Below are 13,534 nucleotides of genomic sequence, written 5' to 3' on the forward strand. Positions count from 1 at the left end.
CGGCGAGCCTCCCGAACGGGTTTCCGCTCAGCAATTCCACTTGCCGGACGCGCTGAAGGTGTTCTGCAGCAGGCAGGTCACCTTGGCGTTGACCGACGACGAGATGGTCGAGGAGCCGCTGGAGGTGAATTCCTCACCAATCGGCGCCGTCGCGGTACCGGCCGGGGCCGAGGTGGTGTCCGTGGCCCGCTCCAGCGGCAGACCCTGCGCACTCGCGGTAGCGGCGCCACCGGCGAGTGCGGCGCAGAGGGCGAGAGTCGCGGTGGTGCCGCGCAGTGCGCCACGAACGGTGGTGTTGGGCATGGGTAGAGCTCCTCACTCGATTCGAACTCGGTCGATCACACACAGACGCCCGCTCACGGCAGGCGCCAGTCAACGGGTTCGGCGCCCAGCTCGTCGAGCAGTTCGTTCACTCGGGAGAACGGGCGGGAACCGAAGAAACCGCGCGACGCCGACAGCGGCGACGGATGCGCGGACTCGATATAGGGCACCTCGGCCTCGACCAGGGTCGGTTTCAGCGTCGATGCGTCACGACCCCACAGGATCGCGACCAACGGCTCATCACGCGCGACCAGCGCGCGAATCGCCTGTTCGGTCACCGCTTCCCAGCCCTTGCCGCGATGCGAGGCGGGCTGTCCCGGTGTCACCGTCAACACCCTGTTCAGCATCAGCACGCCCTGATCCGACCACGGGCTCAGGTCGCCGCAGGACGGGGTCGGGTGGCCGAGATCTTTGGTGTATTCGGCGAAGATATTGGCCAGGCTGCGCGGCACCGGCGAAACATTCGGGGCGACAGAGAAACTCAGGCCCATCGCGTGGCCCGGGGTCGGATACGGGTCCTGGCCGACGACCAGCACGCGGACCGCGTCGAACGGACGCTGGAACGCGCGCAGCACATTCTCACCGGCCGGTAGATAACCGCGACCCGCCGCGTTCTCGGCGCGCAGGAACTCGCCCATGGCCGAAATTCGGTCCGCCACCGACTCGAGTGCCTTCGCCCATCCCGGATCCATGATTTCCGACAGTGGTTTCGCGCCCATGACCGCACAACTTAGCGTGGTTCGCGTGCCGGTGCCGAGTCCGCCCCACCGAACGATTCCCAGCCAGCGCTGCCGCGGCGGGTCGTTCCGTCGACTGTGACGCCGTGACCGGCGCACACGCGCCCGATCGGCACCCAGCCCGCGGGCAGCGGGCAGCCGGGCGGCCACGTCGCGGCGAAGGCGTGGTCCTCGCCGCCGGTCAGAATCCATTGCGTCGCATCGGCATCCAGCGCGGCGGCGATCTGTTCGAGCGCCGGGTCGCGCAGCGCGGCCGAGTCCAGCTCGATGGCGACCGCCGAGGCCGCCGCGATATGTCCGAGATCGGCGAGCAACCCGTCGGAGACGTCGGTCAGCGCGTTCGGGCCCGAGGTCGCCACCGCCGCGGCGCCGGACTCCGCGCATTGTGCCGCAGCGTCTTCGGCGGCGCCGGCCGTCAGGACGCCCAGGACCGCCGCGTACGGAGGCTGCGGCACCCGGTGCGCGGCAAGCACTTCGGCGAATCGGTCGGACCGGACCCCGGCGGTCAGCACCGCCAGTCCCGCCGCGGACCAGCCGAGCCGCCCCGCCACCGCGACCGTGTCCCCCACGCGCGCACCGGATCTCGGCACCGGGGTGCGGCCCGCCAGATCACCGAAGGCGGTCACCGAGATGACGATCTCGCGGCTGCGCACCAGATCCCCTCCGGCGATCGAGGCGCCCGCGCGACCCGCCTCAGCCCACATCCCCTCCGCCAGGCCGTCGACCACCGCGACGGGCGTCTCGGCCGGAAGACCGAGCGCGACCACGAACGCGCTGGGTGTCGCGCCCATCGCGACCACGTCGGCGGCGTTCTGCGCGATCGCCTTCCGGCCGATGTCGACCGGGCTGGACCAGTCCAGCCGAAAGTGGCGGTCCTGCACGAGCATGTCGGTGGTCACCACGAATCGCCCGTCCGGCGCGGCGACCAGCGCGGCGTCGTCACCCGGTCCGAGCAGCACGCCCGGCGCCTGCACGCGCCGCCGGTTGATCCGCTCGATCAGCGCGAACTCCCCCAGCTCACGCACCGTCATCGAGCCCGTGTCCTCAGTCACGGTCGACCCCGCAAGCGCCGCCGTAACGCATGACACAGGGCCCAGGCCCTGTGTCGAAGTCCGGCCGGATGCCGCCGCGGTTCAGCTCGTCGCCTGGCAAGGCGGAGGAGGAGCCGATACCGGGGTTGTATCGGGGACGACGACAACGCGGCCAGGCGGCGAGCTGGACCGTGGCGGCGCCGGATGGGACTTCGACACAGGGCCTGGTGCTCTCGCTGATGACCGGGGTCCTTTCCGACACGCTGCTGGCTGGAATCGACCCGAAGGTACCCTTTCCAGGGCAATCGAGTACGACCGGGCCGGTCACGGCAACCGCGGCGGCGATCGCGACGCGGCCGGTCATCCAGCGCAGGAAAGGGTCGGTGAGCATGGCGGCGGAATCGTCGGACCACGATTCGTCGAAAGACACGGGCGCGGCGACATCGGCGGCAAGCGGTACGGACGCGACGCCCACGCCGGACAACGCCGACGCCACGGCCGCGGGCACTGCGACCGAGCCCGCGAGCACCACCGAATCCGACGGCGGCGTGCGGCACCCCGCCGACGTGTCCGCCCGCCAGTACTCGCCCGCGCTCATCGCCACCGCCGTCGCCCTTCCGGTCGTGCTCGTCGTCGGCCTGCTGGTCGCGGCCGTGCTGGCCCGGCGCGCGCCGGTCGAACGGGAACCACTCGTCCTCGGGCCGGTCCCGGCGCCCGCCGCGGGCGGCACGGCGTGCGTCACCCTGCTGCCCGCCTTGCCGACCACACTGGGCGAGTTCACCAAATCCACGCTCGTCGAACCGTCCCCGCCCGGCACCAGGGCCTGGCAGCGGCCCGACGGCGGCGACGCGATCGTGCTGCGCTGCGGCCTGGATCGCCCGCTCGAATTCAACCGCGCATCGGCCCTGCAGCTGGTGAACAACGTCCAGTGGTTCGAAGCCCGCGACCCGGCCGCCAAGGCGAGCACCTGGTTCGCGGTCGACCGCGAGACCTACATCGCGCTCACCGTGCCCGACGGCTCCGGACCCACCCCGCTGCAAAGCATCTCCGACGCGATCACCGCGAACCTGCCCGCCAAGGACCTCGATCCGGGTCCGCTGCCCAACTGAGCTCGACGGCGTCAGTCCGGCGGAACCAAGGTCACGGTGCCCTTGGCCAGGTCGACATCCACGCCGCCGGGCGCGCCGTCACCCGGGTTCTCCCGGTACATCAGCGTCGACTGCACCTGCTCGAACTCGTGCTGCTTACCGGCCGCGAACACGGCGTCGAACTGCTCGAAGCCCACCGCTGCCACCGGCCTGCCGCTCTCGCGCATCCACGGCACCAACGTCTTGCCGGTCACCTTCCGCCACACCACCTCGGCAAAGGCCAGGGCGATCAGCAGCAACGCCAGCCCCGGAATCGTCATCGCCACGAGCATGCTTCGACACTACGCAAAAATCGGCGGTGCTAATCGAGCGCGCGCAGGCAGATCTGCTCGCACAGTTCGGCGAACTCGAGGCCCGCGGCGGCCGCGGACTGCGGCAGCAGGCTGGTCGCGGTCAGGCCGGGCAGGGTGTTGGCCTCGAGACACCAGATCTCCCCTGCGGCGTCGACCCGGAAATCGATCCGGCTGTAGGCGCCTAGCTTGAGTGCCCGATGCGCCAGCACCGCGTGCGTGCGCATCCGCTGCGCCAGCGCGTCCGGGATCTCGGCCGGGAAGATCTCCACCGCGCCGCCGACCTGATATTTGCTGCGATAGTCGAAGATCTCGCTGCCCCGCGGAATGATCTCGCCGACCGCGAGCGGCTCGTCACCGAGCACACCGACCACGAATTCGCGTCCAGGCACGAACCTTTCGACCATCACCTCGTCGTCGTGCGCGCGGGCCGCCCGCACCGCCGCCGCGTACTGCGCGCGCTCGTCGACCACCGTCAGTCCGACCGTCGAGCCCTGCTTGTTCGGCTTGACGATCACCGGCCAGCCGAGCCGGTCGTCGCGCTCGTCCGATGCCGCTGCCATCCGCCAGTCCGGTGTCGGCACCCCGGCGAGCCGGAACAGCCGCTTGGACACGTCCTTGTCCATCGCCACCGCGCTGGCCAGCACGCCGCTGCCGGTGTAGGGCACGCCCGCCAGATCGAGCAGGCCCTGGATGGTGCCGTTCTCTCCGGTGCCACCGTGCAAGGCCAGGAAAACGACGTCGACGTCGCGTAAGCCGTCCTGCTCGCAGAGCAATCGCATGGTCCGGTCCGCCACGGAAGCGCTGACCCGCGGTGGCTCCGCGGGGACCGTCGCGGCCACGAGCCGATCCTCGTCGCCGGGTGTCAGGCGGCCCACCGTGGTGTCGTAGGCCGACACCTCGTGTCCGCGGGTACGCAACGCGCGAAAAACCTGACCCGCCGTGGCAATCGAGACATCCCGCTCGGCGTTCGTCCCGCCGAACAGCACCGCAACCCGCATCTGACCCGCTTTCGTCCGCACTCGGCGCCGCCGGTATCGACCGTGACTAGCGCAGTCCGGTACCGCGCGCGACAGCGGTGTCGATCAGGGTGGAGATCAAGGACCGATAGTCGATCCCGGTGGCATCCCACATTTTCGGATACATCGAGATCGGGGTGAAGCCGGGCATGGTGTTGATCTCGTTGATCACCGGGCCGTCGGCGGTGACGAAGAAATCGACGCGGGCCAGGCCCTGACAGTCCAGCGCACGGAACGCCCTGACCGCGAGTTCCCGGACGCTGTCGGCGATTTCGTCGTCCAGCTTCGCCGGGATGTCGAATTCGCAGACGTCGTCGAGGTATTTGGTCTCGAAGTCGTAGAACTCCGGCTGCGCCGCGGCGTCCTCGTCGGGCATCCGGATCTCGGCGAGCACGCTCGCCTGCACCCGTCCGTCCGGGAACTCCAGCACGCCGCATTCGACCTCGCGGCCGACGATGCCCGCCTCCACAATGACTTTCGGGTCGTGCGCCCGCGCCACCGAGATCGCCGCGTCCAGCTCGGACCAGCTGGTGACCTTGGTGATGCCGATCGAGGAACCGCCGCGCGCGGGCTTGACGAACACCGGCAAACCGAGCGACTCCCGATCCGCCGCGTCGACGGTCGCGGTGCCCGGCCGCAGCACCACCTGCCTGCCGACCGGCAGCCCTTCGGCCGCAAGGAGTTTCTTGGTGAACTCCTTGTCCATGCCCGCGGCGCTGGCCAGCACGCCGGGACCGACATAGGGCACACCGACGAGTTCCAGCAGGCCCTGCAAGGTGCCGTCCTCACCGAACGGCCCGTGCAGGATGGGGAATACGACATCGACCGCGCCGAAGGCCACGTTGGGATCGTCGAGGGCGAGCAGCGCACCGGACCCGTTGCGGCCCGTCGCCAGCGTCAACGCGGTGCCGGTGCCGTCGACCGCGGGCAGCGCGCGATCGCGGAAACCGAGCGCGGCGACCTCCGAATCGGCCAGTACCCAGGTGCCTTCGGTGCTGATCCCGATCGGGACCACGTCGTACTTCGCCGGGTCCAGGTTGCGCAGCACACTGCCGGCCGACACGCAGGACACGGAGTGCTCATTGCTCCGTCCGCCGAAAACCACAGCCACCCGGATCCGGTTCGTCATGCCCCGAACCGTACCCGGCACCCCGGGGTGGACCCACCGCTACCCGGTGCTGCCATCCCCCGCCCACCCCCGCGTTTCACCCCGCACGCTGCGCAAAGGCAACCGATGTTGGCAGTCCGGGTCAGTTGACAAACCGACCGGTCCGCGCCAGGGTGATCGCGACCGCCGCGGCGGCCGACTCGAACTGGGGGTTGCTGGTGATTGTCCATAATGTGGCACGGTCTGCGGTGCAGGCTGGTGGCCTTGGTGGGGTGAAGTGATGGCCGGTGGGTTCTACAACCACTACGACGATCCTGACGAATTCTGGGACGAGGAGCCGCTGCGACCGGCCGCGCCCGCGGCGCCACCGCCTCGGTACGACGCTGCCTCGGGTCGACCGCCTGCCGCTGCGGCGCCGTCCGCCTCGCTCAGTAGCCCGGATTCCGCCGCCCGCGCGACGGCGAGCACGGCGATGGCAAGGCTCGGCCTGCCCACGCCACCGAAATCGTCGCTGGTCTCGGTGGACGTCGGGCCCGACCGCCTGCCCGTGCGCATCAAGCTGGGTCGCGACTGGAAGTTCGCGTTCGCGCCCGCGCAGTACGGGCAGTCGATCCTCGAGGCCTATCGCTACGGTATGTACGAGTGGGCCGCGCACACCGTCGAGTCCGGCGAGCTGCCGCCCGCGACCGTCCCGACGCTGCGCGCCGCCGCCCCCTTACTGCTGCGGACCCGCTCCATCGACGAGTACCGCGACCTGTACGACCAGCTGTTCCTCGAAACTCCCCGCGAGGTCTACGGACCGGGACGCGACGCGTTCGGTCAGCCGGCGCTGCGGGTGCGGGCCACGTGGTCCAAGCTGATCTCGATCACGATCGACCCGGGTTGGGCGGCGGGCACCGAGACCGATTTCATCGCCCACGACATCCTCGACTGCTGCCAGCAGATACGCGCGAAGAAGCCGCGCCCGGTCAGCGATGTCCAGCTCGAGCGCGCCTCGGACGAAGAGGTGGCCGCACAGGTGCTCGAGCACGAACAGTATCTGCTGACCTACAGCTAGAACGGAATTCGGAGCCATGGTCGAGTTATCCGAGAAGACCCTTGCCCAGGTGCGAGACGATTTCGCGCGCAAGGTCGAGGAGGTCGAGAAGACACCGGACCTGATCAACGACGCGGTCGACAAACTGAAGTACGTCGCTCCCCTGGTGTACTTCAAGGTGAGCGAGGTCAGAGACGACATCCAGGACGCCCTGGCGTCCTTGTTCGAGAATCTGAAACAAGCCGTCGAGGGCATGTTCGCGCCCTGGCTGTTCCTGGACTACGCCGCGAAATGGCAATGGATCGGGGCCGAGGTGCGCGGCTGCATCGGCATGCAGGGGCGCCGTGAGTTGAACATGGAGGGCCGCTGGGACGGCAGCGCCTACAAGTCGTTCAAGACGACGAAGGAAAGCCAGCAGGCGGCGATGACCACCATCGACACGATGTGCACCACAATGCACGACCGGCTCATCACCGTCGCCGAAGAGGGCCAGAATCTCTACTACAACCTGACCGGCAAATTGGCGACGATCGTCGCCAACGTCGCGACCTTCGCCGAGGAGACGGCGGCCACCGCCGGCGTCGCCGCGATCTGGACCATCAACAATTTGAACTCCGCCATCGTCACCGCGGTGGAGCTCGTCGCTCAATTGCTCACCGACTTCGTCAAGGTGCAGAGCAAGGTCTACGTCGCGAGCAACGACCTGAAGAACCTGATCCGGGCTCCTGCCGGGTTCGATGTGGCCAAGTCGGGCGCGGTGACGTGGCCCGCCGGCGCGACCGACCTGTTCGACAGCAAGGACGACGACTGGCACCAAGACGGCGAGGAGAAATGATGCACGACACCGCGCGCTTCCGGCACCGAGCCGCTCGCCCACTGGCGGTGGCCGCCGTCTGCGGCGCGTTCGCGTTGTCCGCGTGCGGTTCCGGCGAGGACGGACGCGCGGCCCCGGCACCGAGTGCCGCGGCGGTGTCCACCACGACAGCACCGGGACGGTGTCCTGCGGGCCCTTCCTCTCCCGCACAGAACGAGGACGAGAAATACCTGACGGCGACACTCACCAAACTGCGGTTCCCGGTGGGAACCTGCCTGTTCATGGTCGACGCGGTGGACCGGACCGCGGAGCCGGGGCGGATATCGGTCACGGTCGATCTGCATGTCACGGAGTCGACGAGTCCGAACGATCTGCGGCCCGTCGCCACGGAGATCGCGCGCCGGCTGAAGCGGTCGTCGCTCGCCACCCGGATCTCGGTACTGGACGTCACCAACGCCGGCGCACCGAAGCCGAAGTACCGAACGTTGTTGACCGACGAGAATTTCCGCGACCATCCGTGGGACGGCACTCCGTCCGAAGCCGCCGAACTTGCTGTCTGGCGCATCGTCGAACCGGGCTGAGCACCGCCGGGCGCCCTGACTCAGCAAGCATCGAAATCCGTGGAGTGATCAAGCATGGCAAGAGAACTGAAGGTAGACGTCGACCTGCTCGAGCAGGTCTCCAAGGTGTGGCTCAACGAGGTGGCCCCGGAATTGGCGCAGACCGCAGGCGAGATCGACCCGCTGAAATACACCGTCGTGCAGTTCGGGCCGCTCTTCTTCGGGATGTGGGAGTCCTACACCGCCGCAGCGGAATTCATCCAGCAGCGGCTCAACGAGGCCAAGCCGGTCGCCGAGCAGATCGGCAACGCGCTGCACACCGCCGCCACCAGCTTCGGCCTGCAGCAGGAACAGCAGGTGCGCGAGACCGAGAAGCTCAACAACATGCTCGGGGACCCGGCGAGCTAGCCACTACTCCGGCTTGATGCGGCGGCCGAGCAGATTGCCGACGGCGGCGAGCACCGGGACGTTCTCGTGGCAGACCTGATGGACCGCGGTGGTCAGGGGCATGTCGACGGCATGCTTCTCGGCCAGGGCGCGGATGGAGGTGCAGGACTTCACGCCCTCGGCGACCTGACCGTGGGTCGCCGCCTGCGCGGACTCCATCGAGCCGCCCGCGCCGAGCGCGTGGCCGAAGGAGCGGTTGCGCGACAGCGGCGAGGTGCACGTCGCCACGAGATCACCGACGCCGGCCAGACCCGCCAGGGTCGCCGGTTCGGCGCCGAGCGCGACGCCGAGCCGGATGATCTCGGCCAGCCCCCGCGTGATGATGCTCGCGATGGTGTTGTCGCCCAAGCCCATTCCGGAGGCGATACCGCAGGCGAGGGCGATCACGTTCTTACAGGCGCCGCCGATCTCGCACCCGATCACGTCGGTGTTGGTGTACGGGCGGAAATATCCGGTGGCGCAGGCCTGTTGCACCGCCACAGCACGCTCGGCATCGGTACACGCGATCACCGTTGCCGCGGGCTGGCAGGTGGCGATCTCCCGCGCCAGGTTCGGACCGGACAGCACCCCGATCCGGCTCGGGTCGGCGCCGCTGACGTCGGCGATCACCTGGCTCATCCGGAGCAGGGTGCCGGTCTCGATGCCCTTCGCCAGGCTGAGCAGCGTCGCGTCCGGGCCGATCAGGTCCTTCCAGTGCGCGAGATTCGCGCGCAGGGACTGCGACGGCACGGCGAGGACGACGAGGTCAGCGCCGTCCAGTGCGACCGAGGGGTCGTGCGTTGCCGCGATCGGTGGCAACTGAATATCGGAAAGATAGGACGGATTGCGATGATCGGTGCGCAGTACCTCGGCGACCTCGGGTCGTCGAGCCCAGATGGTGACCTCGGTGCCCGCGTCCGCCAAAACCTTCGCGAACGCGGTTCCCCATGATCCCGCGCCCAGTACTGCCGCCCTCGTCATCAGCCCAATATGCCATGGAAGGATTGGTCGCATGCGCCCGCACGCCGTGCATGCCGTGATCGCGGTCAAGAGCCTCGATCAGGCCAAGAGTCGTCTGGCCGATCGGCTGCGCCCGGAACACCGGGCCCGGTTGGTGCTCGCCATGCTCGCCGACACCGTGACCGCCGTCGCGACCGTCGAGGAGATCGCCTCGGTCACCGTTGTCACGCCCGACCCCGCGGTGGCCGAGTCGGCGCGCGGCCTGGGCGCCGCCGTGCACCCGGAGCCGCGACCGATCGGCCCGGACAGCTTGAACGCCGCGCTGGCCGACGCCGCCACCGCGCTGCGCCGCCGCCACGGGGCCATCGATCTGCTGGCGGTGCAAGCGGATCTGCCCGCGCTGCGGCCGGAGGAACTGGCCGACATGTTGGCCACCGCGCCGCTCGGTATGCGCTCGATCGTGGTCGATCACGCGGGCACCGGAACGGCCGCGCTACTTGTCCGCGATCCCGTCGCTCCGCTCGATCCGCGGTTCGGGCCGGGCTCGGCGGGCAAGCACGTCGCGGCGGGGGCGGTGGACCTACCCGGCGAATGGCCGGGGTTACGGCTGGATGTGGATACGGCCGACGACTTGGACCTGGCGATCGAGCTCGGCGCGGGCGGGTCGACCCGTGCTGTGCTGCACGACATCGGCTGGCAGGGCCGCGTTCACCAGCCCGTGCGCCGAGTGTGCTAGAAGGTCGCCAAACCCGTGGCCGATGGTGACGGCAATCGCAGTGTCGGCCTGCACATCGCACCCCGAGTAGGGGATGATCGTTGGCGTGAGTAAGCGAACTATGGACCGGTGCGCATCGCGCATGTCGGCGCCGAGCGCCAGCGAGGTACGGGCATGAGCGATACCGAGACCGTCAAGCAACAGTTGCTGCCCACCCCGCCGCCCGCGGCCTCACCGGAGCCGACGGACGCCACCGTCGAGCAGTTGCCACGCGATCGCTATCTCAATCGCGAGTTGAGCTGGCTCGATTTCAACGCCAGGGTGCTCGCCCTGGCCGAGGACGCCTCGCTGCCGCTGCTCGAGCGGGCCAAGTTCCTCGCCATCTTCGCCTCGAATCTCGACGAGTTCTACATGGTCCGCGTCGCGGGCCTGAAACGGCGCGCCGAGACCGGACTGCTGGTGCGCTCCGCCGACGGCCGCTCCCCCGGCGAACAGCTGGAGTTGATCACCAAGCGCACCCAGGAGATCGCCGAGCGGCACGCCAGGGTCTTCCTCGACGATGTGCTGCCCGCGCTGACCGAAGAGGGCATCGCGATCATCGACTGGGACGATCTCAACGACGATGAGCGCCAACGCCTCTCGGGTCACTTCCAGGATCAGGTGTTCCCGGTGCTGACCCCGCTCGCCGTCGACCCGGCGCACCCGTTCCCCTACATCAGCGGCCTGAGTCTCAATCTCGCCGTGACAGTGAAGGATTCGTCGACCGGTGGCGAGCACTTCGCCCGCGTCAAGGTGCCCGACAATGTCGACCGGTTCGTCCGGGTGCGCCGCACCGACTCGAATTCGCCTATCGCCGCGTTCCTTCCGATGGAGGAGTTGATCGCGGCGCACCTGGACCTGCTGTTCCCCGGCATGGAAGTGGTTGAGCAGCACTCGTTCCGGATCACTCGCAACGCCGACTTCGAGGTCGACGAGGATCGCGACGAGGACCTGCTGCAGGCACTGGAGCGCGAGCTCGCCCGGCGCCGCTTCGGCTCGCCGGTGCGGCTCGAGGTCTCCGACGACATGACCGAGCACATGCTCGAATTGCTGTTGCGGGAACTGGATGTCGATCCCGGCGATGTCATCCAGGTGCCCGGTCTGCTCGACCTGTCCTGCCTGTGGCAGGTGTACGGCGTGGACCGGCCCAACCTCAAGGACACCCCGTACGTGCCCGCCACCCCGGCCGCGTTCGGCGAGCGGGAGACCCCGCGCAACGTGTTCGCGGCGCTGCGCGAGGGCGATGTGCTGGTGCACCACCCCTACGACTCGTTCTCCACCAGCGTGCAGCGGTTCATCGAACAGGCGGCCGCCGACCCGCAGGTGCTCGCGATCAAGCAGACGCTCTACCGCACCTCCGGCGACTCCCCCATCGTCAACGCGCTCATCGACGCGGCGGAGGCGGGCAAGCAGGTCGTCGCGCTGGTCGAGATCAAGGCCCGCTTCGACGAGCAGGCCAACATCAAATGGGCCCGCGCGCTCGAGCAAGCGGGCGTGCACGTGGTCTACGGACTGATCGGGCTCAAGACCCACTGCAAGACCTGCCTGGTGGTGCGCAGGGAGGGCGCGACGATCCGCCGCTACTGCCACATCGGCACGGGCAACTACAACCCGAAGACCGCGCGCCTCTACGAGGATGTCGGATTGCTCACCGCCGCACCGGAAATCGGCGCCGATCTGACCGATCTGTTCAATTCGCTGACGGGTTACTCACGAAAAGAGAACTACCGCAACCTGCTCGTCGCGCCGCACGGGGTGCGCGCGGGGATCATCGAACGGATCCAGCGCGAGACGGAACTGGCCAAGCAGGGCAAGGATGCCCGAATCCGGCTGAAGGCCAACGCGATCGTCGACGAGGAGATCATCGACGCGCTCTACCGCGCCTCGCTGGCGGGCGTGCCGGTGCAGATCGTGGTGCGCGGCATCTGTGGTCTGCGTCCCGGCGTCCCCGGCATGAGCGAGAACATCGAAGTGCGCTCGATCCTCGGCCGCTTCCTCGAGCACTCGCGCGTGATGCACTTCCAGGCCCAGGATCAGTACTGGATCGGCAGCGCCGACATGATGCACCGCAACCTCGACCGGCGCGTGGAAGTGATGGCGCAGGTCAAGGATCGGCGGCTGACCGAACAGCTCGGTCAAGTTTTCGACTCCGCGCTGCATCCCAACACCCGTTGCTGGGTACTCCGGTCGGATGGTAATTGGCTCGCTTGGCCGGAGCACGCCGGAGATGACGACGTGAAAGTACGTGACCACCAGGAATTCCTCATGCGGCTGCGGAGGCCCGATCAGCAGTGAGCGGTGTCACCGGGTACGAGATGACAGGGGGTCCGTTGTGGGACCCCCGGGTTACCGCCAACATTCACGCCGCGGGCGCGGTGGTGTGGCGCAAGGCGCCGAGCGGGGCGATCGAGATCGCCGTCGTGCACCGGCCCAAGTATCAGGATTGGTCGCTGCCCAAGGGCAAGCTCGACCCCGGTGAGACGCCGGTGCTCGCGGGCCTGCGTGAGGTGGGCGAGGAGACCGGGCTGGACTGCAGGCTCGGTCGCTACCTCGGGCACGTCACCTACCCGATTCCCGGGCACCGCAAGCTAAAGCGGGTCGACTACTGGGCGGCGACGGTGGCAGGCGGCGAGTTCACCGCCAATAGCGAAGTGGACGTGCTGAATTGGCATCCGCTGGATCGGGTGATGGACCAGTTGTCCTATCCGATGGACCGGCAGGTGGTGCGCGCGTTCACCCGGCTGCCACCGGATACCAGCACGCTACTGCTCGTGCGGCACGCGAAAGCCGGTCGGCGCGACCGCTTCTCCGGTCCCGACCCGTTGCGCCCGCTGGATCGCGAGGGCCAGTCCCAATCCCGGGTGCTGGTCCCGAATCTCTTGGCGTTCGGGGCATCTGAGGTTTACTCCGCCGATCCGGTGCGCTGTGTGCAGACGGTGACACCGCTGGCGGAGAAGCTCGGCACGGAGATCGTGCTGGAACCGCTGCTGTCCGAAACCGGTTATGCCGCAGCGCAGGACGAGGGACGCGCCCGACTCGTCTCGCTGGTCTCGGACACCGAGGTTCGCGTTGTGTGCAGTCAGGGCAAGGTGATTCCGGATCTGCTGCAGTGGTGGGCCGATCGCGACGGGGTCACCCTGCCTTCGGCGCGCAACCGCAAGGGCAGTGTCTGGGTGCTCTCGTGCTACCGCGGCAACCTGGTCGCGGCCGACCACATGGACCGCACGCTGTCCGCCGACGTCGTCCGCGACTGAGCACACCGGACCCAAACCCGGACCCCGACAGTCGAAACCGGCCCTGCTCGCCCGTATCGGGCGAAAAGGGCCGCTA

General features: G+C 68.6%; 15 protein-coding genes. 8 read left to right on the top strand and 7 right to left on the bottom strand.

Annotated elements, in window-relative coordinates:
- Positions 1 to 27 precede the first annotated feature (27 nt).
- From F5X71_RS25970 to thiL, 3 genes are read right to left on the bottom strand one after another with little or no spacing between them, the layout of a single operon-like run.
- Positions 28 to 303, bottom strand: a complete 276-nt coding sequence (locus F5X71_RS25970) for a hypothetical protein (protein WP_167464374.1) — start codon at positions 301 to 303, stop codon at positions 28 to 30.
- A gap of 53 nt (positions 304 to 356) precedes the next feature.
- Complete coding sequence (locus F5X71_RS25975) at positions 357 to 1,040, bottom strand: uracil-DNA glycosylase (RefSeq protein ID WP_167464375.1); 684 nt, start codon at positions 1,038 to 1,040, stop codon at positions 357 to 359.
- A gap of 11 nt (positions 1,041 to 1,051) precedes the next feature.
- Positions 1,052 to 2,089 carry a thiamine-phosphate kinase gene (gene thiL / locus F5X71_RS25980; RefSeq protein WP_167466742.1) on the bottom strand — a complete coding sequence of 346 codons (1,038 nt, stop codon included), beginning with the start codon at positions 2,087 to 2,089 and terminating at the stop codon, positions 1,052 to 1,054.
- Between the two features lie 389 nt (positions 2,090 to 2,478).
- Here thiL and F5X71_RS25985 point away from each other — a divergent pair, with 389 nt between their 5' ends.
- Entirely contained in the window at positions 2,479 to 3,198 is a 720-nt protein-coding gene (locus F5X71_RS25985; protein WP_167466743.1) for a DUF3515 domain-containing protein, read from the top strand.
- Positions 3,199 to 3,209: 11 nt separating this feature from the next.
- On the opposite strand, the gene F5X71_RS25990 is transcribed toward F5X71_RS25985, so the two are convergent.
- The 3 genes from F5X71_RS25990 to F5X71_RS26000 are packed head-to-tail and all read right to left on the bottom strand — an operon-like array spanning position 3,210 to position 5,675.
- Positions 3,210 to 3,497, bottom strand: coding sequence for a DUF6191 domain-containing protein (locus F5X71_RS25990; RefSeq protein ID WP_238815474.1), 288 nt, complete (start codon positions 3,495 to 3,497; stop codon positions 3,210 to 3,212).
- 41 nt (positions 3,498 to 3,538) lie between these two features.
- On the bottom strand, positions 3,539 to 4,528 hold the full coding sequence (locus F5X71_RS25995; protein WP_167464377.1) for a D-alanine--D-alanine ligase family protein: 990 nt from the start codon (positions 4,526 to 4,528) through the stop codon (positions 3,539 to 3,541).
- A 46-nt stretch (positions 4,529 to 4,574) separates the two neighbouring features.
- Positions 4,575 to 5,675 (bottom strand): D-alanine--D-alanine ligase family protein, encoded by a 1,101-nt coding sequence (locus F5X71_RS26000; RefSeq protein ID WP_167464378.1) that lies wholly within the window; start codon positions 5,673 to 5,675, stop codon positions 4,575 to 4,577.
- Between the two features lie 259 nt (positions 5,676 to 5,934).
- Between F5X71_RS26000 and F5X71_RS26005 the strand changes: the two genes are divergently transcribed.
- The 4 genes from F5X71_RS26005 (at position 5,935) to F5X71_RS26020 (ending at position 8,472) form a co-directional block, all read left to right on the top strand.
- Positions 5,935 to 6,711 carry a hypothetical protein gene (locus F5X71_RS26005; protein ID WP_167464379.1) on the top strand — a complete coding sequence of 259 codons (777 nt, stop codon included), beginning with the start codon at positions 5,935 to 5,937 and terminating at the stop codon, positions 6,709 to 6,711.
- Between the two features lie 16 nt (positions 6,712 to 6,727).
- Complete coding sequence (locus F5X71_RS26010) at positions 6,728 to 7,525, top strand: hypothetical protein (RefSeq protein WP_167464380.1); 798 nt, start codon at positions 6,728 to 6,730, stop codon at positions 7,523 to 7,525.
- A 260-nt stretch (positions 7,526 to 7,785) separates the two neighbouring features.
- The gene (locus F5X71_RS26015; protein ID WP_167464381.1) at positions 7,786 to 8,085 is read left to right on the top strand and encodes a hypothetical protein; all 300 of its coding nucleotides are present in this window, start codon (positions 7,786 to 7,788) and stop codon (positions 8,083 to 8,085) included.
- A gap of 54 nt (positions 8,086 to 8,139) precedes the next feature.
- Positions 8,140 to 8,472, top strand: a complete 333-nt coding sequence (locus F5X71_RS26020; protein ID WP_167464382.1) for a hypothetical protein — start codon at positions 8,140 to 8,142, stop codon at positions 8,470 to 8,472.
- 3 nt (positions 8,473 to 8,475) lie between these two features.
- Here the strand turns inward: F5X71_RS26020 and F5X71_RS26025 are convergent, their stop codons facing one another.
- Positions 8,476 to 9,471, bottom strand: coding sequence for an NAD(P)H-dependent glycerol-3-phosphate dehydrogenase (locus F5X71_RS26025; RefSeq protein WP_167464383.1), 996 nt, complete (start codon positions 9,469 to 9,471; stop codon positions 8,476 to 8,478).
- A 31-nt stretch (positions 9,472 to 9,502) separates the two neighbouring features.
- Between F5X71_RS26025 and cofC the strand changes: the two genes are divergently transcribed.
- The 3 genes from cofC (at position 9,503) to F5X71_RS26040 (ending at position 13,458) form a co-directional block, all read left to right on the top strand.
- Positions 9,503 to 10,186 (top strand): 2-phospho-L-lactate guanylyltransferase, encoded by a 684-nt coding sequence (gene cofC, locus F5X71_RS26030; RefSeq protein WP_167464384.1) that lies wholly within the window; start codon positions 9,503 to 9,505, stop codon positions 10,184 to 10,186.
- 153 nt (positions 10,187 to 10,339) lie between these two features.
- Positions 10,340 to 12,499: an RNA degradosome polyphosphate kinase gene (locus tag F5X71_RS26035; protein WP_167464385.1), complete on the top strand. Its 2,160-nt coding sequence runs from the start codon at positions 10,340 to 10,342 to the stop codon at positions 12,497 to 12,499.
- Positions 12,500 to 12,519: 20 nt separating this feature from the next.
- Entirely contained in the window at positions 12,520 to 13,458 is a 939-nt protein-coding gene (locus F5X71_RS26040) for an NUDIX hydrolase (protein ID WP_167466744.1), read from the top strand.
- Positions 13,459 to 13,534: the final 76 nt, after the last annotated feature.

The organism is Nocardia brasiliensis, assembly GCF_011801125.1.
In the GTDB taxonomy this organism is placed as follows: domain Bacteria; phylum Actinomycetota; class Actinomycetes; order Mycobacteriales; family Mycobacteriaceae; genus Nocardia; species Nocardia brasiliensis_C.